19 protein-coding genes are annotated in these 22,935 nt (G+C 73.4%); 5 read left to right on the top strand and 14 right to left on the bottom strand.

Annotation, left to right across the window (positions count from 1 at the left end; all coding sequences use genetic code 11):
- Nucleotide 1: 1 nt before the first annotated feature.
- The 9 genes from EDD29_RS16525 to EDD29_RS16485 form a co-directional block, all read right to left on the bottom strand.
- Entirely contained in the window at nucleotides 2-1,018 is a 1,017-nt protein-coding gene (locus tag EDD29_RS16525) for an ABC transporter ATP-binding protein (RefSeq protein WP_123665262.1), read from the bottom strand.
- Nucleotides 1,015-1,929 (bottom strand): ABC transporter permease, encoded by a 915-nt coding sequence (locus EDD29_RS16520; RefSeq protein WP_123665261.1) that lies wholly within the window; start codon nucleotides 1,927-1,929, stop codon nucleotides 1,015-1,017. The genes EDD29_RS16525 and EDD29_RS16520 overlap by 4 nt, the downstream gene beginning before the upstream one ends.
- A 5-nt stretch (nucleotides 1,930-1,934) precedes the next feature.
- On the bottom strand, nucleotides 1,935-2,846 hold the full coding sequence (locus EDD29_RS16515) for an ABC transporter permease (RefSeq protein ID WP_123665260.1): 912 nt from the start codon (nucleotides 2,844-2,846) through the stop codon (nucleotides 1,935-1,937).
- Complete coding sequence (locus EDD29_RS16510) at nucleotides 2,843-3,691, bottom strand: ABC transporter ATP-binding protein (RefSeq protein WP_123665259.1); 849 nt, start codon at nucleotides 3,689-3,691, stop codon at nucleotides 2,843-2,845. The genes EDD29_RS16515 and EDD29_RS16510 overlap by 4 nt, the downstream gene beginning before the upstream one ends.
- The gene (locus EDD29_RS16505) at nucleotides 3,691-5,205 is read right to left on the bottom strand and encodes an ABC transporter substrate-binding protein (RefSeq protein ID WP_123665258.1); all 1,515 of its coding nucleotides are present in this window, start codon (nucleotides 5,203-5,205) and stop codon (nucleotides 3,691-3,693) included. Before EDD29_RS16505 ends, EDD29_RS16510 begins: the two co-directional genes overlap by 1 nt.
- A 280-nt stretch (nucleotides 5,206-5,485) precedes the next feature.
- Nucleotides 5,486-6,178 (bottom strand): TetR/AcrR family transcriptional regulator, encoded by a 693-nt coding sequence (locus tag EDD29_RS16500; RefSeq protein WP_148085983.1) that lies wholly within the window; start codon nucleotides 6,176-6,178, stop codon nucleotides 5,486-5,488.
- A 98-nt stretch (nucleotides 6,179-6,276) separates the two neighbouring features.
- Nucleotides 6,277-6,747, bottom strand: coding sequence for a MaoC family dehydratase (locus tag EDD29_RS16495; protein ID WP_123665256.1), 471 nt, complete (start codon nucleotides 6,745-6,747; stop codon nucleotides 6,277-6,279).
- The gene (locus EDD29_RS16490) at nucleotides 6,744-7,292 is read right to left on the bottom strand and encodes a flavin reductase family protein (RefSeq protein ID WP_123665255.1); all 549 of its coding nucleotides are present in this window, start codon (nucleotides 7,290-7,292) and stop codon (nucleotides 6,744-6,746) included. The genes EDD29_RS16495 and EDD29_RS16490 overlap by 4 nt, the downstream gene beginning before the upstream one ends.
- Nucleotides 7,292-8,047 carry an enoyl-CoA hydratase/isomerase family protein gene (locus EDD29_RS16485; protein WP_170201433.1) on the bottom strand — a complete coding sequence of 252 codons (756 nt, stop codon included), beginning with the start codon at nucleotides 8,045-8,047 and terminating at the stop codon, nucleotides 7,292-7,294. The genes EDD29_RS16490 and EDD29_RS16485 overlap by 1 nt, the downstream gene beginning before the upstream one ends.
- 303 nt (nucleotides 8,048-8,350) lie before the next feature.
- Here EDD29_RS16485 and EDD29_RS16480 point away from each other — a divergent pair, with 303 nt between their 5' ends.
- A complete protein-coding gene (locus EDD29_RS16480; protein WP_123665253.1) occupies nucleotides 8,351-9,496 on the top strand; it encodes an FAD-dependent oxidoreductase in 1,146 nt (381 codons plus the stop codon).
- A gap of 85 nt (nucleotides 9,497-9,581) precedes the next feature.
- Here the strand turns inward: EDD29_RS16480 and EDD29_RS16475 are convergent, their stop codons facing one another.
- Nucleotides 9,582-11,228 (bottom strand): ABC transporter substrate-binding protein, encoded by a 1,647-nt coding sequence (locus EDD29_RS16475; protein WP_123665252.1) that lies wholly within the window; start codon nucleotides 11,226-11,228, stop codon nucleotides 9,582-9,584.
- Between the two features lie 507 nt (nucleotides 11,229-11,735).
- Between EDD29_RS16475 and EDD29_RS16470 the strand changes: the two genes are divergently transcribed.
- The gene (locus EDD29_RS16470; protein ID WP_170201432.1) at nucleotides 11,736-14,573 is read left to right on the top strand and encodes an AAA family ATPase; all 2,838 of its coding nucleotides are present in this window, start codon (nucleotides 11,736-11,738) and stop codon (nucleotides 14,571-14,573) included.
- Between the two features lie 311 nt (nucleotides 14,574-14,884).
- On the opposite strand, the gene EDD29_RS16465 is transcribed toward EDD29_RS16470, so the two are convergent.
- Complete coding sequence (locus EDD29_RS16465; protein ID WP_123665250.1) at nucleotides 14,885-15,970, bottom strand: LLM class flavin-dependent oxidoreductase; 1,086 nt, start codon at nucleotides 15,968-15,970, stop codon at nucleotides 14,885-14,887.
- 117 nt (nucleotides 15,971-16,087) lie between these two features.
- Nucleotides 16,088-17,920, bottom strand: a complete 1,833-nt coding sequence (locus EDD29_RS16460) for an FAD/NAD(P)-binding protein (RefSeq protein ID WP_211359750.1) — start codon at nucleotides 17,918-17,920, stop codon at nucleotides 16,088-16,090.
- 195 nt (nucleotides 17,921-18,115) lie between these two features.
- Here EDD29_RS16460 and EDD29_RS16455 point away from each other — a divergent pair, with 195 nt between their 5' ends.
- A complete protein-coding gene (locus EDD29_RS16455; protein ID WP_246052807.1) occupies nucleotides 18,116-18,559 on the top strand; it encodes a cupin domain-containing protein in 444 nt (147 codons plus the stop codon).
- Nucleotides 18,560-18,905: 346 nt separating this feature from the next.
- Here the strand turns inward: EDD29_RS16455 and EDD29_RS16450 are convergent, their stop codons facing one another.
- Nucleotides 18,906-19,109 (bottom strand): cold-shock protein, encoded by a 204-nt coding sequence (locus tag EDD29_RS16450; RefSeq protein WP_123665249.1) that lies wholly within the window; start codon nucleotides 19,107-19,109, stop codon nucleotides 18,906-18,908.
- A gap of 425 nt (nucleotides 19,110-19,534) precedes the next feature.
- Nucleotides 19,535-20,221, bottom strand: a complete 687-nt coding sequence (locus tag EDD29_RS47715; protein ID WP_123665248.1) for a GNAT family N-acetyltransferase — start codon at nucleotides 20,219-20,221, stop codon at nucleotides 19,535-19,537.
- A gap of 50 nt (nucleotides 20,222-20,271) precedes the next feature.
- Between EDD29_RS47715 and EDD29_RS16440 the strand changes: the two genes are divergently transcribed.
- Nucleotides 20,272-21,276 (top strand): translation initiation factor eIF-2B alpha/beta/delta subunit family protein, encoded by a 1,005-nt coding sequence (locus EDD29_RS16440; RefSeq protein ID WP_123665247.1) that lies wholly within the window; start codon nucleotides 20,272-20,274, stop codon nucleotides 21,274-21,276.
- A complete protein-coding gene (mtnC, locus tag EDD29_RS46305; RefSeq protein WP_211359749.1) occupies nucleotides 21,273-22,511 on the top strand; it encodes an acireductone synthase in 1,239 nt (412 codons plus the stop codon). Before EDD29_RS16440 ends, mtnC begins: the two co-directional genes overlap by 4 nt.
- The last annotated feature ends 424 nt before the right edge of the window (nucleotides 22,512-22,935 follow it).

Genomic DNA, 22,935 nt, shown 5'->3' with positions numbered 1-22,935 from the left:
GTCAGTGCCCTTCCTTGTCTGTGGTGGTCGGGGGCTGCCCGGTCGGGGGGTGCGGAGCACCGTCCAGCGGGTGGCGGCATCTGACGCCTTCGTCGTCCGCGCCCGTCCAGCCGACGTCGTCGGCGCACGCGGCGGAGGCGGCGGCGCAGCGGTCGGCGAACCGGCAGCCCTGGAACGCCGTGGTGACCCGCGGGGCCGCACCCGGGATGCCGACGAGCGGCCCTTCGGTGTGCCGGCTCGGCACCGAGGCGAGCAGCCCCGCGGTGAACGGGTGCCGCGGCGACTCCAGCACCCGCGCGGTCGGCCCGGCCTCGACGATCTGACCTCCGTACATGACGGCGATCCTGTCGCAGAGGTCGGAGGCCAGGAGCAGATCGTGGGTCACGAACACCAGGCCGACGCCCGTGTCGCGCACGAGGTCGCGGAACAGGGCGACCACCTCGGCCTGCGTGGTGACGTCCAGGGCCGTGGTGCACTCGTCGGCCAGCACCAGTTCGGGGTCGGTGATCACCGCGAGGGCGATGGCGACGCGCTGGCGCAGCCCGCCCGAGAGCTGGTGCGGGTAGCTGCCGAGCACCCGGTCGGGTTCGGTGATGCCCATCCGGCCCAGGACCGCCGCCGACTTCTCCGCGGCCTGCGCCGCGGTGAGGCCGGGCCGGTGCCTGGCCAGCACCTCACGAAGCTGGTAGCCGATCTTGAACAGGGGGTCGAGAGAGCGGGCGGCGTCCTGGAACACGGTGCCGACGCGTGCGCCGCGCACGCTCGCCGTCACGTCGTGTCCGGGCGCGAGGACCCTGTCGCCGCCGAGGCGCACCTCGCCCGCGGCGACCGCCACATTGCCCTCCAGCATCCCGATCAGGGTGCGCACGAGCGTGGACTTGCCGCAGCCGGACTCCCCGACGATCCCGACGATCTCGCCGTTCCCGACGCGCAGGTCGGCACCGTCGACGAGCAGCAGGTCGGCGGCCGCGGTCTCGGCCTCGACGCGCAGCCCTCCCACTTCGAGCACCGCGGTCATCGGTGCCCTCCCTTCCTCGGGTCGTAGTGGCTGAGCAGGGCGTCGCCCAGCAGGTTCACCAGGAGCACCACCACGGTGATGGCGACGCCCGGCAGCGCCGCGACCCACCACGCCTGGGTGATCAGCGACTGGCCGGAGGCGAGGATCGCGCCCCAGCTGATGCTGGGCGCGACCACGCCGAGGCCGAGGAAGCTGAGCGCGCTCTCGACGAGGACCGCGGTGCCGACCTGGAGCGTCGCCAGGGCCACGACGGTCCCGGCGAGGTTCGGCAGCAGGTGCCGCAGCACGATCCGGGTCTCCGAGGCCCCGGCGGCGCGCAGGGCGGGCACGAACTGCCGCTCGCGCAGCACCATCGCCGAGGCGCGGACGACCCGGGCGCAGGGGGCCCAGCCCGTGAGGGCGAGCACCATGAGCAGCACGCCGAGTGAGCTTCCGCGGTTGGAGATCACGGAGAGGGCGATGAGGATGAACGGCAGCGCCAGCTGGGCGTCGATCAGCCGCGACAGGACGGTGTCGGTGAGACCGCGCCGGTAGCCCGCGAGCAGGCCGACCAGGGTGCCGGGAACGATCGCGACGACCGCGCCGAGCAGACCGATCATCAGGGTGAGCCGGCCGCCGTGCACGAGCCGCGCCAGCAGGTCGTGGCCGAGCTTGTCGGTGCCGAGCGGATGGTCCCAGGCGCCTCCGGCGAACACCGGGGGGCGCAGCGCCGCCGCCAGGTCCTGCCGGTCGGGGTCGGGCAGCAGGCCGGTGGCCGGCAGGATGAGCACGGCGAGCGCGATGAGCAGCAGCGGCGCGGCCACGAGCACGACGCCGCGCCTGCCGTGCACGCCCGGCCTGCGCCGGGCGGTGCCGATCGGGGCGGTCTTCGCCTTGCGGACGGGCTGTTCCGTCGGGGTGGTGAGGGTCATGGCGGCTACCTCAGACGTGGGTCGACGACCGCGTAGAGCAGGTCGGCGATGAGGTTGATGACGACGAAGCTGACCGCCCCGACCACGACGATCGCCTGGACCAGCGGGAAGTCGCGGAACTGGATCGCCTGGAGAGCCAGCGAGCCGAGGCCCGGCCAGGAGTACACGTACTCGACCGCGACGGCGCCGGACAGCAGCATGCCGGTCTGCAGGGCCACGACGGTGAGGACGGGCGGGGAGGCGTTGCGCAGCGCGTGCACGAAGACCACGCGCCATCCGGTGAGGCCGCGCGCCCGCACCGCGGCGATGTACGGCTCGCGCAGCACCTCGGCCATCGCCGAGCGGGTGAGCCTGGCGATGTGCGCCATCGGGTACATCGCCATGGTCAGCGCGGGCAGCACGAGGTTGCGCCAGCCGCCCGCCTGCCCGGCGGGCAGCAGCCCGAACCGCACCGCGAAGACGGCGACCAGCATCATGCCGAGCCAGAAGACCGGCACCGACTGGCCGAGGACGGCGAGGGCGGAGGCCGTCCGGTCCCACAGGCCGCCCTCGCGGGTCGCCGCGAGGACGCCCAGCGGCACGCCCGCGAGGATGGCGAGCACCATCCCCGCGCCGAGCAGCTGGAAGGTGAAGGGCAGCCGGTCGAAGATCATGCCGAGGTTCGGCTGGTAGAACTGGAGTGAGTCGCCGAGGTCGCCGACGGCGGTGCTCGCCAGGTAGTCGAGGTACTGCACGATCAGGGGCCGGTCGAGCCCGAGCGTGGCGCGCAGCGCGTCGGCCTGCTCCCGGGTCGCGAACGGCCCGAGGATGTTGGTGACGGGGTCGCCCGACAGGCGGCCGAGCAGGAACGCTCCCGTCAGCGCCAGGTAGAGGGTGACCAGGACCGCGCCGAGCTTCCCGGCGATGAACCGGATCATGTGGGGCTCCCGGTGTTCTGGGGTTCGCGGGCGGCGTGCGCCGCGCGCAGCCGCCGGCCGGGGACCGCGGCGACGAGCCTGCGCGTGTAGTCGTGGACCGGGTCCTCCAGCACGCGCGCGGCCGGGCCCTCCTCGACCACCCGGCCGTGCAGCATGACGTAGACGCGATCGCAGATCCGGCGGACGACGGACAGGTCGTGGCTGACGAACAGCACGGACACCCCCGTCGTCTCGCGCAGCCGCAGCAGGAGGCCGAGGACCTCGGCCTGCACCGAGACGTCGAGGCCGGAGGTGGGTTCGTCGGCCACCAGCAGGCGGGGGCGCAGGAGCAGCGCGCGGGCGATGCACACCCGCTGGGCCTGGCCGCCGCTGAGCTGGTGCGGAAGCCTGCCGAGGAGGTCCGGCGCGAGCCGCACCTGGGCCATCAGCTCCTCGTCGCTCACCCAGGAGGTGCGCTCGGGCTGGAGCCCGCGCAGTTCGCGCAGGCCCGAGCGCACCGACTGGCGCGGGTCGAGCGAGCCGTGCGGATCCTGGAAGATCACCTGCACCTCCGGGCGCAGGCGCCGCAGTTCCGCGGGCCGAAGGGCGGCGAGGTCGCGGCCGAGCACCCGGATCTCCCCCGCGGTGCGCGGCCCGAGTCCGGCGACGGCCATCCCCAGCGTGGTCTTGCCCGATCCCGACTCGCCGACGACGCCCACGATCTCGCCGCCCTCGACGCGCAGCGACACCCCGTCCACCGCCGTGTGCCGGGTGCGGGCCCCGGTGCGGTAGCGCACGGTCAGCCCGTCGACCTCGACGACCGGGGCCTCCTCCGCGGTCGTGATGGGGAAGTCGTCGCCCTTCATCACCGCATCTCCGCCCGGTCGAACAGGACGGCGTTCAGCGCGTTGTACTCGATGCCCGTGACGCCGGAGGTCGCGTAGCTGAAGGTCTGCTTGTACAGGGGCAGGTAGCAGTGCTCGTCCACGACGGCCTTGGTGTTCAGCTCGTCGTACAGCGGCTGCGCCGCGGCCGGGTCGGCCTTCTCCAGCGCCGCGGCGGCGAGCTCGTCGAACTCCGGCGACGCGCAGTTGGCGGTGATGGAGTCGGAGGTGAGGAAGCCGTGCGCGAAGTAGTCGGGCGCCGCGACGTTCGGGACCCCGGCGAACAGGTAGAGGCCGGAGATCTTGCGGGTGACGACCTCGGTGGTGAGGCTGCCGTAGTCGACCGGGTTGTACTCGACCGTGAACCCCGCCTCCTCGAGCTGCCCGCCGACGGCCTGGGCGACCTCGTCGATGTAGGTGTACTTCTTGGCCGGGTAGGTCAGCGGAATGGTGACCTTGCCGTTCAGGAGGCTCTTGGCGCGTTCGGGATCGGCCTTCACCGAGGCGGTCGGCTGCTCGTCGGGCTTGACGTTGAGCAGACCGGCGTCGGCGGTGGCCTGGCCCTCGAAGATGCTCGCCACGATCGCGTCCCGGTCGACGGCGAGGGCCGCGGCCTCGCGCACCTTCGGGTCGTCGAACGGCGCTTTGTCGGACTGGAGGAAGCCGACGATCTTCATCGCGGACTTCACGCGCTGCACGTCGAGGCCCGCGTCCTCGGCCTCCTTGGCCTGGGCGGGCGGCAGGTCGAACACCACGTCGGCGGCCTTGCTGCGCAGCAGGGCGAGGCGCTGGGCGGCGTCGGGCGACCAGGTGAAGGTGACTCCCGGCAGCGCGGTCTTCGCGCCCCAGTAGGCGTCGTTGGCCGTCACCGAGATGCTGCGGCCCGGCTGCTGCTCCTTCCACACGAAGGCGCCGGTGCCGACCGGGTGGGCGGTGAAGCCCGCCGTGCCCTGCTCCGCGTAGTACTTCGGCGGCATCAGGAAGATGTTGGTGAGCAGGTTCGGGATGTTGTACTGCGGGGTGCCCGTCTTGACCTCGACGGTGTCGGCGTCGCGCGCCTCCACCGACTCCACGTTGCCCAGATAGGACTTGAGGATCGCCTTCTCGCCGTCCCGGTTGAGCAGGATCGAGCCCGCGACGGCCGCGGCGTCGGCCTTCTCGCCGTTGCTGAACTCGACGCCGGGGCGGACCTCGAACGTCCAGGTGGTGTCGTTCTCGCGGGCCCAGTCGGTGATGATGCCGTCCTTGGCGGGCTCCAGGTCGTCGCCGGTGCCGATGAGCGGCTCGACGATGGTGCCCCAGACGTACTGGTCGGACCTGGCGCCGACGACCGGGTCCAGGGTCGCGGGCTGCGAGTTCAGGACGACGCGCAGGACGCCGCCGGCCGAACCGGCGCCGGACGTCGCCGTGTCGCCGCCGCAGGCGGTGGCGGCCAGTGCCAGGGCCGTCCCGACCGCGGCCGCGACGCCTCCGCGCCGGAAGCTGCTGTGTCTCATCAGGGATTTCCTCTCTCTCGCCCGATGTGGTGTCCGTCACTCCACCCCCGGGCTTCGAAAAGATACCGACCGGACGGAATTATGGTCAAGGGGTGGTTTGTCGGATTTCACAACCGTGCCCCAGGACACGACGGGCCCGACCCGACCGGTCGGCGAAGGCGAAAAGGGCATGCGAAAGGACCGCGCGGCGCAGGGCGGACACGGCGGTCGGAAGAGTCCGACCCCTCCGCGCGCGGACGCGCGGAGGGCCGGAAAGGTGTTGCGGGGGCTCTCCCCCGGATCAGATGATCTCGGTCTCCGGAGCCGTGGCGTCCTCCGCGAGCGCGCCGCCCCCCGGAATCGTGCCGTCGTCGACGATCGAGATGCCGCTCAGGACCATCGAGCTGAAGTGGCGCGCGATGTCCTCGGTGCCGAACGTGCCGCCCGGGTTGTACCACTGGTAGGCCCAGGCGCACATGCCCACGAGCCCGAAGGTGGTGATCTTCGGATCGAGGTCACTGCGGAAGTGGCCCTGCTCGATGCCGTCGCGGATGACCCCGTTGAAGGCCGCCTCCACCTGGTCGCGCTTGGCGGCGACCTCGGTGAACCGCGGCCCCGCGAGGTGCCGGCGCTCCTGGTAGAAGATCGTGACGTGCGGGTGGAACTCCGCGATGCTCGTCAGGCTGACCCGGATCAGCTCCCTGACCCGCACCCGCGGGTCGTCGGAGGCCGCCATGATCTCGGTGATCGCGTTGAGCTGGGCCTCGATGTAGGCGTTCTGGATCTCCCAGAGCAGCTCTTCCTTGGTGGCGAAGTGGTGGTAGAAGGCGCCCTTGGTGAGGTGCGCCCGGTCCACGATCTCGCGGATGGAGGTGCCGTCGAACCCCTGCGCCTGGAAGAGCGCGAGCGCGCTGTCCATGATGGACATGCGGGTCGCCTCAGGGTCGTAGCCATCCGGCCAGCGGCGGCGTCGCGCGGCTGTCGTCTCTGCCATGCTCTTCACCTCTGGTCACCGTTGGTAGGCAGGATGGCGGACATCATACCGACCGAACGGTAGGAATGGCGGAACTCTCAGGAATTCCGTGGCGCCGTTCACTCCAGATACCGGAAGACGACCTCGGCGACGCACACCGGGCGCGGCGCGTCCTCGGCCGTCACCGTCACCGTCGCGACGGCCTGGACCCCGCCCGGCACCTGCTCCGCCGAGGTCAGGGCGGCGGTGGCGCGGATCCGCGAACCCACCCGCAGCGGGGCCGGGAACCTGACCCGGTTCATCCCGTAGTTGATCCCGAGGCTCGCCCCCTCGACCACGAGGATCTCCGCGAGCAGCACGGGGATCAGCGACAGCGTCAGATGGCCGTGCGCGATCGTCCCGCCGAACGGGCCCTTCGCCGCCCGTTCCGCATCCACGTGAATCCACTGGTGGTCGCCCGTGGCCCTGGCGAAGAGGTCGACGTCCTCCTGGGTGACCTCGCGCCAGTCCGAGGTGCCGAGGCCGGCGCCCGCGAGACCGGCGAGACCGCCGACCGTGACCGTCGTGGAGGTGCGCTGGGTCGTGCTCATTCCGTGTCTCCCTTTGGGTGCTGTACGGGCTCGGCGCCCTGCGCGGACGGGAGCACCGCGAACGTGCCGCGGTGAAAGGCCAGCGCCCCCGAGTCCGCGGCGCCGTTCTCGACGTGGTCCACGTCCACGATGAGGATGAGATGGTCCCCGCTGGGGACCCTGCGGCTGACCGTCCCGGCCAGGCGCGCCGCCGTGCCCGCCAGCAGCGGCTCGCCGCCCGGGCCCGGCGTCCAGGCCACGTCCGCGAGCCGCTCGGCCCCGGTCAGCCCGGAGGTCGCCAGCCGCTTGGCCAGCGCCTCCTGGTCGGCGGCGAGGACGTGCACGGCGAGCCGTGCCGCCCGGGACACCACCGGATAGCTGGAGGTGGTGACGCCGACGCAGACGAGCACCTGCGCCGGATCGAGCGACACCGAGGTGAAGGAGTTCACCGCCAGCGCCGCGATCGTGTCGGCAGGGTCCGCCGCGGTCACCGCGGTGACGCCCGTGGCGAACTGGCCGCAGGCCCGCCGGAACTCGGCGGCCCCCACGAGGTCGGTCGTCCTCATCACGTGTTCCCTTCCGGCCGCCGCGCGGCCATCGCCTCTCGCACGCTGAACGCGGCGTCCATCGCGGCGGCCGCGACCGCGGCCTCGACCGAGACCGAGGTCGCCCGCCGGTAGGACACCAGTGCCCTGCCCGTGCCCGACGCCGGATGCCCCGCGACGACACCGGCGAGCCGAGCGGTCTCGGCCTCCAGCGCCTCGGGGGCGACGACCCGCGACACCAGCCCGAGCTCGCGCGCCCGGTCCGCGCCGACGGGCTCGCCCGTCAGCACGAGGTCGAGCGCGGCCTTGGGGGGCAGCGCCCGCGCGAGGTCCACGAGCACGCCCGCGGGCGCGATCCCGTGCCCCACCTCGGGCAGCGCGAACCGCGCGTCGGCCGCGGCGACCGCGAGGTGCAGGTGGGCGAGCAGCCCGAGCCCGAACCCGGCCGTCATCCCCTTCACCTCGGCGACGGTCACCGCGGGAACCCGCCACAGCCGGTCCAGGGCGGCGTGGACCCCCCTCAGTTCCGCCGCGAGGTCCTCCGCCGAGGCCCGAGCGAGGTCGGGAAAGGCCGAGGTGTCCCATCCGGCGCAGAAGTGCCTCCCGGCCGGCCTGACCACGACGACCGCGCACTCCGGATCGGCCGCCGCCTCCTCGACGGCGCCGACCAGCGCCTCCAGCGTCGCCGTGTCCATGGCGTTCCCGCGTTCCGCGCGGTCGACCACGACCACGGCCACCGCCCCGCGCCTCTCGATCCGTACCGTCTCCAGCTTCATGGCGCAGATAATACCAACCGACCGGTATGAAAAGAAGCCCCGAGGGTTCCGCACCCGGCGTCGGGACGCGATGCCGCCCGCCGGGAGCCGTCGATCATGGAACACTGGGACGGTCGGCGCGATCCAGGACTCCCCCGGTGCGTTCCGCGGTCGCACGACCCGATGACGATCGGCGACCGGCGCCAGACGGCAGGGCCGCGGTAAGAAGCACCGAGCCTTCCGGGGCCCTCCACGCGCTCGCCTCTCGAAGGAGTTCATATTGAGCATCGACATCCCGGACGGCCTCCGGCAGCCGGCGGCGGCATGATGGGCGGGCGGCATGTGGTCGTCATCGAGGCGGGGCTCACCGGGTCCGCGACCGCTTGGCGGCTCGCCCGGCACGGGATCCGGGTGACGCTCCTGGAGCGCGACGCACCCGCGAGCGTGCTGGGCAGTTCACACGGATCTGCGCGCATCTTCCGTTACGCCTATCCTGATCCGCTCTATGCGGATCTCGTGCGACGGGCCCGGACCGACTGGGCCGAGCTGGAGGAGGCCTCGGGGGTACCGCTGTTCACCGCGCACGGCGCGGTGGATCATGGGTCGCTACGCGACACGCCGCGGCTGGCCGAGGTGCTGACGTCGTTGGGGGTGCGCAGCGAACTGCTCCCGCCCGAGGAGGCGCGGCGGCGGTGGCCGCACATGGTGTTCGGCACGCCGGTCCTGTGGCAGCCGGACGCGGGCGTCGTCGACGCGCAGACCGCGGCGGAGGCCATGACTCGGCTCGCCGCGGAGTCCGGTGCCGAGGTCCGGACCGGTACGGAGGCCGGCGCGGTCCGCCGCACCCGATCGGGGTTCGCGGTGGACGTGGGCCCGTCCGGCGCGGCGCCCTCCGTCGGCGACACGCTGCACGCGACCGACGTGGTGGTGGCCGCGGGCGGCTGGCTGCCCCGGCTGCTTCCGGCGCTGCCGCTTCCCGCGGCGTTCCGGGCGAGCCTTCCGCCGTTCACGGTCCGCAAGGAGCAGGTCTTCCACTTCCGGTGGCGCGACCCCGCGGCGGCATGGCCAACGTTCATCCATGATGAGTCGGGGACGCTCGTCTACGGGCTGCCCGGCGGCCGCGACGCGGGCTTCGCCGGGCAGAAGGTCGCCGTGTTCGACGGCGGGCCCGTCCTGTCCTCCGCCGCCGACCCGGACCGCACCATCGACCCTTCGAACCGCGCCCGGGTCACCGCCTACGTCCAGGAATTCCTCCCCGGCCTCCACCCCGAACCCTACGCCGAAGCCGCCTGCCTCTTCACCAGCACCCCCACCGAGGACTTCGTCATCGACACCGCCGACCACCTCACCCTCCTCGCCGCCTGCTCCGGCCACGCCGCCAAATTCGCCCCACTCCTCGGCCGCCTCACCGCCGACCACGTCCTCGGCATCGACCCCACCCCACCCCGCTTCCGGCCCTTCACCGCTTGAGCCCGGATACTCCGGGCGGCCTGTGCGGCGAACACCGAAGGTGCCGCGCGCAGGCACGGCACCTTGGGCGGGGCCCGGAACGGGGTCAGGCTCCCGTCCGCCAGACGCCCTGGAACTGAGGCCAGGCATTGGCGTCGAAGGCCAGGCCGCCGACGGACTTGCTGCGGCCCAGCACCGCGGACTGGGTGTAGAGGGGGATGACGAGGGCGAGCTCGACGGCGCGTTTCTGGACCTTGCCGTAGAGGTCGTCGCGCACCGCCTTGTCGAGGGTGGTGCGGCCCTTGTCCGTCCACTCGGTGAGCTGGGCGTCCTTGAGGAACGTGGTGTTCGCGCCGCCCTTGGCCGGTTCGCTCGCACCGTTGAACAGCAGCCACAGCACGTCCGGTTCGAAGCGGGCCCAGCTGTAGTCCGTGGCGTCGGCCTTGCCGCCGTAGACCGCGGCGATGTGGCTCGCGACGTCGAGCTTCTCGCGGACGACCTCGACCCCGATCTTCTTCAGATCGGCCTGGAACGCCTGGGCGAGGATGTCCCGCTGCTCACGCACGTACTGGGCGGGCAGCGCCGGCCACTCGACGACGAGGCGCTCGCCGTTCTTGGTCCGGTAGCCCTCGGCGTCACGCTGGGTCCAGCCCGCCTCGTCCAGGAGCCTGCCCGCGGCCTCGGGGTCGTAGGGCCAGGTGTTCTCCAGCGACTTGTCGTAGGTCGGCGTGACCGGAGACAGTGGGCTCCAAGCGCGCTTGAACCTGCCGAAGTGGAGGTTCTTGACGTCGGTGTCGATGTCGATGCCCTGCTGGAGTGCCTTGCGGACCTTCAGGTCGTCGAAGGGCGGGCGTGAGGTGTTGAGGTAGAGGTTGTAGTTGCTGCCCGGGTAGTCGCGGGTCTCCAGGGCGAGCGCGGCGTTGCCGCTGACCCCCGCTGCGTCGGCGGGCGGCACCGCGGCGGCGACGTGCACCTGCCCGCTGGTGAGCGCGCCGACCCGGACCGAGGCCTCCGGCAGGAAGCGGACGGTCAGCTTGTCCAGGTAGGGGGCGCCGGTGTTCGCCGCGCCCTTGGGGGCCCAGGCGTAGGCCTCGTTGCGGGTGAACGTCGCGCTCTGGCCCTTGGTGTAGGAACTGAAGACGAACGGCCCGGTGCTCACGCCGACGGTCCCGCCCGCGCTGAGATGCTCCCCGTTCTCCTTGATCGTCTTCGGCGAGTAGAAGCCGAGGTAGGCGGTGCTGGCCGCCTGGAGGAAGGGCGCGAAGGGCGCCGAGAACGAGACCTTCGCGGTGCTCGCGTCGACGACCTCGGTACCGGTGTACGGGCCCAGGAGACTCGCGGCCAGCTGGGACTTGGTCTTCGGATCATGGATCCGATCGAAGTTGACCTTGACGGCCTCGGCGTCGAACGGCGTCCCGTCGGTGAACTTCACATCCTTGCGCAGCTTGAACGTGTACGTCTTCAAGTCGTCGGACACCTCCCACGACTCCGCCAACCAAGGCTGGAACTCGCCTTCGGCGTCCAGGGAGACCAGGGAGTCGAACACGTTCCGCAGGATGGACGCGGTGATGTCCTGCTGGCTGACGTGCACGTCGAAGGAGAGCGGCTCGGTGTCCACCGCGTAGATCACCTCTCCGCCCTTGACGGGGGCGCTGGTCTCGGCGGCTCCTCCGGTGTCTTCTCCCGACGCGCAGGCGCTCAGCGTGAGCGCGAGGAGGACGGCCAGAACGGAGGCGGGTCTGGAGAGATTCATGCGTGACGGCTCCAGGGGAACGGGGGCTAGGTTCCCTGTTGTTCCGACAGGAAAAGCAGGGATGCGGCGAGGCTATTTCGCCCTCCTCCCGCGGCGACACCCCAGCACGCCCCCTACCTTCGACCCGCCAGATGGACGGGTCGGCCACCCCTACCCCCCTACCTCCGCACGCGGGGCCACCCCCCTACTCGACCGACCGGGGACACCGGAACCGAAAGGGGATCGGGAAATAATCGGGCGGCGCTCGGAACGGCGCGGAAAAAGCCATGCACGGAATGGTCGTCGCCATGGCGAAAGTACATTCTACATAAAACCGGTAGGAAATGTCAAGAGATGGCGATGTCCTCGCTCCACCGCAGCTCAAGCAGCAGAGAAGGGCCCGCGCGACCGGGCCATAGCGCCTTGACCAATGCGAATGACGAAGCCTATTCTTTGCCTTTCCAACCGTCCGAAGGATACGGGGGCGAACCATTCCCGCCTCTCGGGAACGGGGCCGAGAACGTGCAGATGGTGGAGCGCGAGACCCAGCTCGCCGATCTCCTCCGGCTTCTGGAGGACTGCGCCGGGGGCACCGGCGGGACCGCGCTGATCACCGGGCCGCTCGGCGCGGGCAAGTCGGTCCTGCTGCGGACCTTCGCGGGACGGGCCCGCGCGTCGGGCGCGCTGGTCCTCGACGCCGAAGGGCTCCTTTTGGAGCGCGACATACCGCTCGGCGTGCTGCGCCAGCTGTTCCAGGACGCGCCGCTCGCCGACGCGGAACGCGCCGCCGTCGACGGGCTGCTGACCTCCGCCGAACTGTGCCGGCCGAGCGCGTTGGACATCGCCCCGGAACTGCGGCTGCCGACTCTGGCCAACCGGCGCCTGTGGACCGTGCTGCGCGCGATCGCCGAACGCGTCCCGGTCGTCATCGCCGTCGACGATCTGCACCACGCCGACGACGCCTCCCTGCACTCGCTGAGCCACTTCTGCGAGCGGGCCGCCACGGCGCGGATCCTCGTGGTCGCGGCGACGGCCAAGACGCGCGCGGCGGCCGACCGGCGGCACGGCGTGTGGCTCACCGACCTGCTGCGCCAGCCGCAGTTCCACCAGGTGCGGGTCGCGCTCCTGTCGGAGGAGGGCGTCACGGCGATGGCGGCCCGCCGCCTCGGCCCGGCGACCGCGCGGCGCCTTACCGGCCCGTGGACCCGGCTCACCGGAGGCAACCCGCTGCTCGTGCTCGCGCTCCTGGCGGACGCGCCGGCCGTCGGTGAGGAGTACGGCAGATCCGTCGTCGCGTGCGTCAGGAGGGGCGGGCGGGACCTGCTGACGTTGGCGCGGGCGCTCGCGGTGCTGGGCGACGGCCCCGCCCGGCACCTCCTGCGGGAGCTGCTCGACCTGCCGGAGGAGAACGTCGTGGCGCTGCTGGAGACGGCGCGCGCGGCGGGCGTCCTGGACGCGTCGCGATTCCGGCACCCGTCTGCCGCCCCGGCCCTGCTCGCCGACATGCCGACCGCGGAACGTGCCGCGCTGCACCGCAAGGCCGCGGATCTGCTGCACCGCGACGGGGCCTCTCCGGAGAGGGTCGCCCGTCATCTCGTCGCCGCGGGCCACGCCGCCGAGGACTGGGCCTTCGACATCCTGTACGCCGCGGCCGCCGAGGCCCTGCGCGCCGACGACCCGGAGTTCTCCGGCGTCTGCCTCGACCTCGCCGAACGGGCGGGCGTCCAGGAACCGGAACGCCTGCGGACCGCGCTGCTGCGCGCCCGCGTGGAGTTCCGCGCGAACCCCCTGGCCGCGTTCCGGCGCCTGACGCCGTTCGTCGACCGTCGATCGGTCGGCCCGGAAGGCGCGGACCTGATCCCGCCGCTCCTGTGGCACGGCAGGACGGACGATGCGGCGCGGATCCTCGACGCGCTCGGCGACCGTGTCCCCGACGAGCGGGCCGTCACCGCGCTCCAGACCGCGTGGGAGATGGCGTGGTCGGGGCATTCCCCGGCCTTCCGGAAGCCGACGCGGACGTTCGAGGACTCCGCGGCGGGGCGTGCGCTCGTGGACAGGGCCCCCAGCGCCGGGCCGCTCGCCGAGGTGCTGCGCGACGGGCCCACGGAGGGCGCCGCCGGGAGCGCGGAGACCGTGCTCCAGTCCCTGTCCCTGGACGACGACACCTTCTGGGCGCTCCACTCGGCCCTGCTCGCCCTGGTTTACGCCGGGCGCACCCGCCGCGCGGCGGACTGGTGCGACGCACTGTCGCGGGAGGCGGTGGCCCGGCGCGCGCCGACCTGGCAGGCTCTGCTGGCCGCGGTGCGGGCGGAGATCGCGTTGCGGGACGGGGAACCGTCGCAGGCCCGTGCGCACGCGCGCGATGCGCTGTCGCTCGTCTCCTGGCGCGGCTGGGGGGTGGCGATCGGCCTACCGGTGTCCTGCCTGGTCCTCGCCTCCGTTGCCCTGGGCGTCGGCGAGAGGGTTCCGGAAGAACGGGGCGGCCTGCCCGAGGCGGTGTTCGGGACCCGCTACGGCGCGCAGTACCTGTACGCGGTCGGCCTGCGGCACCTGGCCGAGGACCGGGCGGAGGCGGCGCTGCGCGGTCTCACCGAGGCGGGCCGCCTGCTCGCCGCCTCGGGCGCCGACGTCCCGTCGTTCGTGCCGTGGCGGTCGGGTGCGGTGGCGGCGCTGCTGCGCCTCGGCAGGCCTGACGAGGCCCGCGCCCTCGCGGCCGAGCAGCGCGCCCGGCCTGGGGCGACCCGGAAACGCGGGCCCGGCTTGCCCCTCCTCGGCTCGCGGCCCGCCCCACGCGGACGGACCGACCTGTGGGAGGAGGCGGCCGCGCTGCTGGATCCCGACGGCCGACGGGCCAGGACCACCCGTTCACCGGACGTCCCCGGCATCGCCCTCCGACGCCCCGGGCCCTCCCCGGTGGCCGCCCGCAGGACGGGCCGCCCGATCACGGAGGTCCGGGTGCCCTTGGCCTCCGGACGCGTCGCCGTCGCGTCCGCCCCTGGTGCCCGCCCCGACGTCGGCGCGCTCAGCTCCGCCGAACTGCGCGTCGCCCGGCTCGCCGCCGAGGGCCGCACCAACCGGGAGATCTCCCGGACCCTGTTCGTCACCCTCAGCACCGTCGAACAGCACCTCACCCGGGTCTACCGCAAACTGGACATCCCCGGCCGCGCCGACCTCACCACCGCCTTCCCCCCCCGACGCCCCGTCCGTGCCGGTCCCGCCGCCGCGCCCGGCCGCCGCCGAACAGAGCACCGGCGCGGGCCACGCCGGGCCGAGCCCTACGCCACCGCCCCGCGGAGCACGGACCGCAGGCCGACGCGATCTGCGGTGACGATCGTCGGCACGGAGCTACCGGATGAACGGCTGTAACGATGGGTGCTGCGGGACCACTTCCTGGTGACGGTGAAGCGCGGTGAAGGACGGGGGAAGGCGTGAACGAGGAGGAAGGGCTCGCGGCGGCGCACCATGAGGCCGGACCGGCGATGCCGCGCGGAGTGGCGGGCCCGCCGGCCTGGCCGGAGGACATCGTGTGTCGGCTCCCCCCGGGCGAGCCGCCCGGGTCGGGCGGCGTGCGGCGGCGGGCGGCGGGCGGGGATGAGCGGGTGGGGTGGTGGGCCCGAGTGCGGGGTGCGGTGAAGCGGGCCGCTCGTGGCCTGCGGGGCGAACCGGAGCGGGGCTTCTCAGGGGACGGGGGGCAGGGCCAGGTGGTCGCGGAGGGTGGTGGTCGTGTATTCGGTGCGGAAGACTCCCGCCTTCTGGAGGAGCGGCACGACGCCGCGGGTGATCGCGGTGAGGTCTTCGGGGACCGTGCCGGGGCGGAGGCGGAAACCGGTGAGGCCCGCTTCGTGCCAGGCGAGCAGGAGCTCGGTGAGGTCGGCGGGGGTGCCGGTGAAGATCAGGGCGTCGGATTCGCTCGGGGCGCCGGAGTCGGCATCCAGGCGTTCCCGGCGCGCCGCGGCGGCGCCGGGCGTCTCGTCGAGATAGACGAGCAGGTCGGCGAAGACATGCAGGAGGTCGTCGGCGCGGCCCGCCTCGGCCTGGAGGGCGCGGACCTCGCTGAGCGTGGCGCGCGCTTCGGCGGCGTCGTGCGGGGTGACGAACAGGACGTCGGCGACCTCGGCGCCCAGCCGGTAGGGGATGGTCAGGTGGCCGAGCGCGACCACCGGCGGCAGCCCTTGGAGCGGCCGTGGGGACGCCGCCTGCCCGCGCACCCGGTAGCGGGCGCCGGCATGGTCGACCGGCTCGCCGGACCACAGCGCCCGAACCGCCCGGACATGCTCGGCGGCCTCGCCGAACGTGCGGTCCATCATCGCCACGAAGCCCGGCTCGTAGAGGTCGGCGACCGGGAGGTCGTAGGCGCCCGGGTCGTCCAGGCCGAACAGGTCGAGGTCGGCGCGGCGGGCGGTGGGCCGCACCCGGATCCCGGCGCGACCCGCGCTGAGGTGGTCGAGCGTCGCCGCGGCGGAGGCGGTGTGCGCGGGCTGGGTGAGGGTGAGGGCCGCCCCCGTGACCAGGCCGACGCGCCGGGTCCGGACCGCGGCGGCGGCCGCGAGCAGCGCGGGATCCGGACGGCCGGTGGGCGGGCCGCCCGGAGTGAAGACATCGTCGAAGGTGACGAAGTCGAGCAGGCCGTGCTCGGCCTCGACCACCAGGTCCGTCCAGTGGCCGGCCCGGAGGTACGCCGGGTCCGCAGCGGCGCGGAGGGCGGGGTGCCACCCGCCGGGTTCGAGCGCCAGGGCAAGGTGCAGACCTTCTCGCCGGGTCATGTCGTGTTCTCCTTCCGTGAGGACGGCGGGTGCCGTCGATGCGGCGGGCGCGGGAGCGCGCCGCGCCGTGGCCGCCCGGTGCGCGCGGAGTCGTCGGCTCCGGCACCGGGGCGGACGTCATGCCCCGGACAGCTCGGTGAGGACGCGTCGGGCCAGGGCGTCGGCGTTGCGGAACGCGATCCCGTTGGCTCGCGGCGGGCTGTACCCGACAGGGACGAAGGCGCCGCCGACCCCGTAGCCGAGCGCGAACCGGCGAGGGTGCACCCTGCCGGCCGCGTCCACGAGCCGGTTGCCCCGGGAGGCGACCCGGTCGAGCGGGATCGTCCCGTCGGCGCCGTCCAGCGTCTCCTCGCGGATCTCGCCGCGATCGCGCAGCGCGCGCAGCAGCGGATCCTTCGTGTGCCGGAGCGTCGGTCCCGGCAGCCGCGCCTCGACCAGCGCGGCGGCCTCCACGCTGAGGCCCGGGATCGCACCGGCGACCGCGCGGAACCTCCCGCCCCCGGCGGTGATCCGGCTCCGGCCGCCGAGCGGGCGCACCACGCCCGCGTCGGTGAGCGCGGCGAGCTCCCGCAGCCTCCGCGGCGGCGGCCCGCTGGCGCGGTAGCTGAACACGCGCTGCGCCCACACACCGAGCTCGACGGCCTCGGTCCGCGCCGAAAGCAACCCGTCGGCCTGCGCGCGGCCGAGCGCGAGGAACACCGTGAGCATGCCCTGCACCAGGGCGAGATCGGGGCTGCGGGCCGGGTCCGCGCTGCGCCGGACGTCGGCGTCGATGTGGTCGAGCAGGCGGCGGCGCAGCGCGGCGAGGTCGGCGAACTCCTCGGCGCCGAGCGGGTCGAGCAGCGTGGGCAGGTCGAACCGGTCCGACGGATCGGGCACCGCCTCGGCCGTCAGCGCGTCGAGATCGGCGCCTTCCGCGGTGGCGAGGCGGTCCTGGAACTCCGGCCACGGCAGCGCGACCCGGTCTGGGTGGCCGAGGAAGAGCTCGTGGTAGTGGTGCCAGGCGAGTTCCCTCGCGACGACCGGCGCCAGGTCGTCGTCCAGGGAGAGCGGGCCGCGGTCCGCGTGGAGCGCCGCCACGGCCTCGGGCGTCAGGTACCGCGGTCCCTCCGGGCGGGGTCCCTTCAGCGTGATCGTGGGCTTCGCGCGGTACGGCACGCCGCGTCGGGAGGTCGCCCAAAGGACGGGCTCCCGGCCGGACGGCCGGTAGACCAGACCGTCGGGCGTCTCGGCGTAGGTGCCGCCGCGGCCTTCGGTGACCAGCACCGCGAGGTCCATGAAGCTGAGGCCCATGCCCCGGACGAGCACCGGCTCGCCCGCGCCGAGCAGGCCGAGGTCGATGTCGGCCGCGTAGTGCGGCGGAAGGTAGGTCAGGCCGTGCGCGGCGGCGTAGGCGGCGAGCTTCGCCTCCTCGCCTCCGGGTTCGGCGTCCAGGTGGCCTTGGGCCAGGACCACGAGGTCCACGGTCAGCGGCGTGGCCCGCCCCTCCAGCCGGAGGCGCTGCCGCCCGTCGGCCTCGGTCAGGTCCACCGCCCGCGCCGCGTGCTCCCGCACGACGACGCCGGGCGGGGCGGTCTCGACGAAACGCCGGTAGCACCAGCCGAGGTACTCGCTCTGCACGGGCCGTGCGACGAACGTCTTCTCCGTCACCTCCGCGTCCGTCCCTTCGGCGGCCCATTCGGCGAGCGACGGTCCCGCCCGCACCGGCCCCTCCATGACCACCGTCTCGTCGGTGAACATCGAGACGCCCGCCGCCGTCGAGTTCATCCACAGCAGGGCCGACTGCGCGCCGCGCCACACCCTGCCCCCGCCCGGCGGGTAGGGATCCACCATGTGGATCGTGATCGGCCTTCCCGCCGCGAGTTCCGGCGCGTTCGCGCAGATCCGCTCCAGCACCAGCACCCCGGCGGGGCCCGCCCCGACGATCGCGATCTCCACCGTGTCCCCCACCCCGTCTCCCGGACGGCCCGGTCCGTCCTCGCCGCGCCGCCCGGTCGTGCCGGGCGGCACCCGAACACCGGCGACCCTAGGAACCCGCGGGCCCGCCGGACTACCCGTATCCGCCCCCTATTCGCCGCCGCGGTAGGGGTCACCGCATCTATGGTAAGCAGGTCGGAAAAGTCTAGTTAGAAGGGAAGCGTGGAAGTGGCTGACGCATTCCATCGGCGGCTGCACCGGATCACCCCGGCGTCGCTGTCCGGGCACACGGCGCAGACCGGCGGCATGCAGCGGCTGGAGGCCATCTCCGGCACGACGGTCGGATCGGACCGGCTGTGGATGGGCCAGACCCTCGTGGCGCCCGCGACGTCCTCCGGCGACCACCATCACGGCGCGTCCGAGACCGGCATCTACGTCGTCAGCGGCCACCCGGAGTTCGTCTTCCACCATGAGACCGAGGGCGAAATCCGGCTGCGCACCTCCCCCGGCGACTACGTCTACGTCCCCCCTTGGGTCCCCCACCGCGAAGAGAACCCCGACCCCGACGACCCGGCCGTCGTCGTCATCGCCCGCACCACCCAGGAGGCCATCGTCATCAACGTCGCCGACCTCACCTGGACCGGTCCCACCACCTTGGGCGAACCCATCTGATCCCGGCACGACCGCCGTCCGGCCGAGCGGCCGCACCCGGCTCACCACCAGGCCGTGCGGGCTCCGCACTTGCCCGGAACATGCCGATCCCGTACGCCGCCGCACCCTGCACGCGGTGGAACCGCTCGGCGACGCGATCGGCGCGGCCGGGCTGTCCAGGTCTGGACGGGTGAGGGCGGGGCGGCCTCGGGCCTGCGGCGTTGTGCGGGGGCACGGGTGTGCGGCGATCGGGAGGAGGGCGGGCTGCGGGGCGCGTGGGCTCTCGGGCGGCGCGGGAGGGCGGGTGACGTGCTCGATAGGGGGAGACGGCGGCCCGGCGCCTGGGGGCGGGGCCGCCACCCGCCCGCTACACGAAGGTGAGGTTCTCGGCCTGCGGGCCCTTGGAGCCCTGGACCATGTCGTACGACACCTGCTGGTTCTCGTCCAGCGTGCGGTAGCCACTGCTCTGGATGGCGGAGAAGTGCACGAACACGTCCGCACCGCCCTCGTCCGGCGCGATGAAGCCGAAGCCCTTTTCCGCGTTGAACCACTTCACTGTGCCTGTGGGCATCAGATGAGTCCCCTCGTCCCCCTGTTTCGGCGCCGGTCTCCCGGCACCGGCCGCCGCCCGTGAGGCCCGGCGCCCTCACCTTGCCACCTCGGCGAGCGCCCGTCCGCCATTTCCGAGCGCCACGCCGCGTCGGATCGGGGAAACGCCCGGGCGCCGCGCCCGGCGGTCCGCTCCCCCCGCCGGGCGGACCTCACCCATGTGAACGCCGGTCTCGTCCCGCACCCCCGCGCCCCACCCGGCCCAACGACATCTCCAACCGCAACGCCCCCTTGAACCCCAGGTCACAAGGTTCCCCCGCACGAGCGGGTGTCCCACCTTCGGCGGACGCGGTGCCACCTCGCTCCGGTTCTCCCCGCACGGGCGGGGTGTTCTGTCCGGGTCGGCCTTGTTGTTGTCCGTGTAGCCGTGTTCCCCCGCCGGCGGGGTTAGGGGGTGGGGACTTTGGCGGCGGTGAAGGTGGTGGGGCGGCGGAGGTGGAAGCCCAGGGATCGGTAGAGGTGGATGGCGGGGGTGTTGGTGGCCAGGGCGTGGAGGAAGGGGAGTTCGTCGCGGGCGCGGATCTGGGTGGCGAGGGTGTGGATGAGGCGGGTGGCGAGGCCTTGGGCACGGTGGGCGGGGTCGGTGCAGACCGCGCTGATCTCGGTCCAGCCGGGTGGGTGGAGGCGTTCGCCGGCCATGGCGATGAGGCGGCCGTTGTGGCGGATGCCCAGGTAGGAGCCCATGGTGATGGTGCGGGGGCGGAAGGGGCCGGGGTTGGTGCGGGCGACCAGGGCGAGCATCTCGGGGACGTCGGCCGGGGTGAGGCGGACGGCTTCGGGGTCGGGGACGGCGGCCACGGATTCGCCGGTCATCTGGACTCCGGCGAGGTCCATGGTGAGTTCCCAGCCTTCGGGGGCGGCGGACCCGCCGACGAGGGGGACCAGGCCGCCGGGACCGGCGAGGGCCGCGGCGTCGGCCCAGTCGGCGTCGGTGGCGGGGTCGGGGAGGCTGAGGAAAGGCGCGACGTCCACGGGGTAGCGGACGACGCCGCCGCGCCACTCGGCGAAGTGGGCGTGCGGCCCGGTCAGGGCGGCGCGGATCGGGTCGTCGAGGGGATGCGGGTCTGCGGTCATGGCCACCACCTGTCGAAGATCGATCTTTACTCTACCTATATAGTAGGAATATGCCGCTGCTCGCCGACTCCGTCCGTGTCACCGAGGAGGGCGTCACGATTCTGGACCGTCGCGTGTTCCCTCTGCGACACCGCTGGGTGCTGTGCCGAACGGTCGAGGAGGTCGCGGTCGCCGTCGAGGAGATGGTGACGCAGAGCTCAGGGCCGAAGTTCGCGGCGACGGCCGGCATGGTGCTCGCCGCGCGGGACGCGGCCCGGCTGGGCCCGGGGGCGGCCGGCGAGGCGCTGCGCGAGGCCGGACGGCGGCTCGTCGCGACCCGGCCGACCAACAACGGGATCCGCGACGCGATCGCGGCGGTCCTCGCGGTGGTGGACGACCGTCCGGGCGAGGAACTGCTCCCGGTCGTCGAGGCCGCGGCCGCCGCCGACGACCGGCGCTACCGGGACCGCAGCGCCGCGCTCGGCGAGCACGCCGCGCGGCTGCTGCCGGACGGCGCGAAGGTGCTCACCCATTGCTGGGGCGACTTCTACCTGATGGGCGCGGTCGAGGCCGCGCAGAAGGCGGGCAAGCGACTCGAGTTCGTCTGCACCGAGACCCGGCCCTACCTCCAAGGCGCCCGGCTGACGGCGGCGACCCTGGTCGAGTACGGGTACGAGCCGACCGTCATCGCCGACGGGATGGTGCCCGCCGCGCTCGCCGCGGGCCTCGCCGACGTCACGCTCACCGCAGCCGACCGGATAACGCTCGACGGCCATGTCGTCAACAAGGTCGGCACCCTCGCCGTGGCCCTCGCCGCCCGGGAGTTCGGCGTGCCCTACTACGCGCTCGTCCACGCCCCCGACCCTCACGCGCCCGGCCTCGCCGACGTCGCGATGGAGGACAGGGACGGGGCCGAGGTGCTGCACGTCCTCGGGCACCGGACCGCCGCCGAAGGCACCCGGGGCTTCTATCCGGCGTTCGACGCGACGCCGCCCCGGCTGGTGACCCGGATCGTCACCGAGCGCGGCGTCTTCGCCCCCGACCGGCTGGCCGACCATTTCCGGGAGGACGCGTGAGCTGGATCGTCCTGGACATCGAGGGCACGACGAGCGCGACGGAGGCCGTCCACCGCGACCTCTACGCGTACGCTCGACCCCGCCTCGCCCGATACCTCACGGAACGTTCAGAAACTCCCGAAGTGCGGGCCGTGCGAGCGGCCATCGAGGACGACGATCCCCTCGCGGTCCTGCACGACTGGATGGACCGGGACGTCAAGGCGACGCCGCTCAAGACGCTCCAGGGCCTCATCTGGGCCGACGGGTTCGCGGCCGGCGAGCTGACGTCGCACTTCTTCCCCGATGTCCCCGGCGCGCTCGCCCGCTGGCGACGGGAGGGCGCACGCCTCGCCGTCTTCTCCTCCGGCTCGGTCGCGAGCCAGCGGCCCTGGTTCGGGCACAGCGCCTTCGGCGACCTCGGCACCGGGATCGACCGGTACTTCGACACCGTCACCGCGGGCCCGAAGCGGGAGGAATCCTCCTATCGCCGCATCGCCGACGCGCTGGACGACCCCTCTCCCCTGTTCCTGTCGGACGTGCCCGCCGAGCTGGACGCCGCCCGCGCCGCGGGATGGCGGACGGCCGGGGTGGCCCGTCCCGGCGAACCGCAGGAGCACGCCGATTTCGGGGCGCACCCGGTCCTCGCGGAGTTCGCGCCCGGGGCCCTGCCCGACCGGTACGCGGTCGGCGCGGCCCTGGCCGTCGAGTCGGCGCGGCTGGCCGGGCTCGGCTGGATGCGCGGCACCTCGGGCAACCTGTCACGGGTCCTGACCCGCGACCCGTTCCGCCTCGCGGTCACCGCGAGCGGGCTCGACAAGGCCGACCTCACCGCCGACGACCTCGCCGTGGTCGACGCGACGGGCCGGGCGACCGGGCCGGGACCGAGGCCGTCCGCGGAGGCGGGCCTGCACGCCCGCATCGCGGAGGTGACCGGCGCGGACTCCGTGGTCCACGTCCACCAGCTCTCCGCCGTCCGCGCCGCCCGCCGCCATCCGGACGGCGTCGTCCTGCACGACCTGGAGATGCTCAAGGGCCTCGGCCGGGCCGCCCACGGCGACCGGGTCGTGGTCCCCGTCCTGGCGAACGGCCAGGACATGGCCGAAGTCGGCGACCGCTTCGCCGCGGCCCACGACCCGGCCGTCCCCGCCGTCGTCCTCGCCGCCCACGGCCTCTACACCTGGGGCCCCACCCCCGCCGCCGCCCGCCACATCGCCGAGCTCCTCGACTGGATGTTCACCTACACCCTCACCGACTGACGCCCCGGGGCCCGCCGACGCCCGGCCCCATCGAAGAGCCCACCCGCACAAGAGCATCCGGGCAGAGCACCCCACACGAACCGGGTGAACCCCGACGTTCCACAAAGAGCCGCCCGAGCCCGGCGCGCCGCCGCCCAGGCGACCTCCGGCATCTCCGGGTCAGCCACGTGCCAACGTCCTCCCGCCGCACACCCTCCTGCGCCGTCCCCTTCTCCGTGCTTCCAAAGCGAGAGGCCGCGCACCGCCCGAAGAGGGCATCCGGCCCGCCTCTCGGCCGTCCGCGGGGAGGAGGACCTCGGGCCCTCCGCACATGCTCACCGAACGCCACGTCGTCCACCCGCCCGACCAGGGCGTCCGACCCGTCTCGCGAACAATCCACGAGGAGGATCCGGGTCTCGGATCCGCCGCAGGCGCCCACAGAGCA

The organism is Actinocorallia herbida, from assembly GCF_003751225.1.
Taxonomy (GTDB): Bacteria; Actinomycetota; Actinomycetes; order Streptosporangiales; family Streptosporangiaceae; genus Actinocorallia; species Actinocorallia herbida.
The sequence above is the reverse complement of the archived record's forward strand: the minus strand, read 5'-3'. Positions and strand labels throughout refer to the sequence as shown.

Coding starts and splice junctions, on each gene's coding strand:
- EDD29_RS16440 (WP_123665247.1), top strand. CDS start 20,272: ATGCCGCTGCTCGCCGACTCCGTCCGTGTCACCGAGGAGGGCGTCACG.
- EDD29_RS47715 (WP_123665248.1), bottom strand. CDS start 20,221: ATGACCGCAGACCCGCATCCCCTCGACGACCCGATCCGCGCCGCCCTG.
- EDD29_RS16510 (WP_123665259.1), bottom strand. CDS start 3,691: ATGAAGGGCGACGACTTCCCCATCACGACCGCGGAGGAGGCCCCGGTC.
- EDD29_RS16525 (WP_123665262.1), bottom strand. CDS start 1,018: ATGACCGCGGTGCTCGAAGTGGGAGGGCTGCGCGTCGAGGCCGAGACC.
- EDD29_RS16520 (WP_123665261.1), bottom strand. CDS start 1,929: ATGACCCTCACCACCCCGACGGAACAGCCCGTCCGCAAGGCGAAGACC.
- EDD29_RS16500 (WP_148085983.1), bottom strand. CDS start 6,178: ATGGCAGAGACGACAGCCGCGCGACGCCGCCGCTGGCCGGATGGCTAC.
- EDD29_RS16505 (WP_123665258.1), bottom strand. CDS start 5,205: ATGAGACACAGCAGCTTCCGGCGCGGAGGCGTCGCGGCCGCGGTCGGG.
- EDD29_RS16450 (WP_123665249.1), bottom strand. CDS start 19,109: ATGCCCACAGGCACAGTGAAGTGGTTCAACGCGGAAAAGGGCTTCGGC.
- EDD29_RS16495 (WP_123665256.1), bottom strand. CDS start 6,747: ATGAGCACGACCCAGCGCACCTCCACGACGGTCACGGTCGGCGGTCTC.
- EDD29_RS16480 (WP_123665253.1), top strand. CDS start 8,351: ATGATGGGCGGGCGGCATGTGGTCGTCATCGAGGCGGGGCTCACCGGG.
- EDD29_RS16515 (WP_123665260.1), bottom strand. CDS start 2,846: ATGATCCGGTTCATCGCCGGGAAGCTCGGCGCGGTCCTGGTCACCCTC.
- EDD29_RS16465 (WP_123665250.1), bottom strand. CDS start 15,970: ATGACCCGGCGAGAAGGTCTGCACCTTGCCCTGGCGCTCGAACCCGGC.
- EDD29_RS16475 (WP_123665252.1), bottom strand. CDS start 11,228: ATGAATCTCTCCAGACCCGCCTCCGTTCTGGCCGTCCTCCTCGCGCTC.
- EDD29_RS16470 (WP_170201432.1), top strand. CDS start 11,736: ATGGTGGAGCGCGAGACCCAGCTCGCCGATCTCCTCCGGCTTCTGGAG.
- EDD29_RS16490 (WP_123665255.1), bottom strand. CDS start 7,292: ATGAGGACGACCGACCTCGTGGGGGCCGCCGAGTTCCGGCGGGCCTGC.
- EDD29_RS16485 (WP_170201433.1), bottom strand. CDS start 8,047: ATGAAGCTGGAGACGGTACGGATCGAGAGGCGCGGGGCGGTGGCCGTG.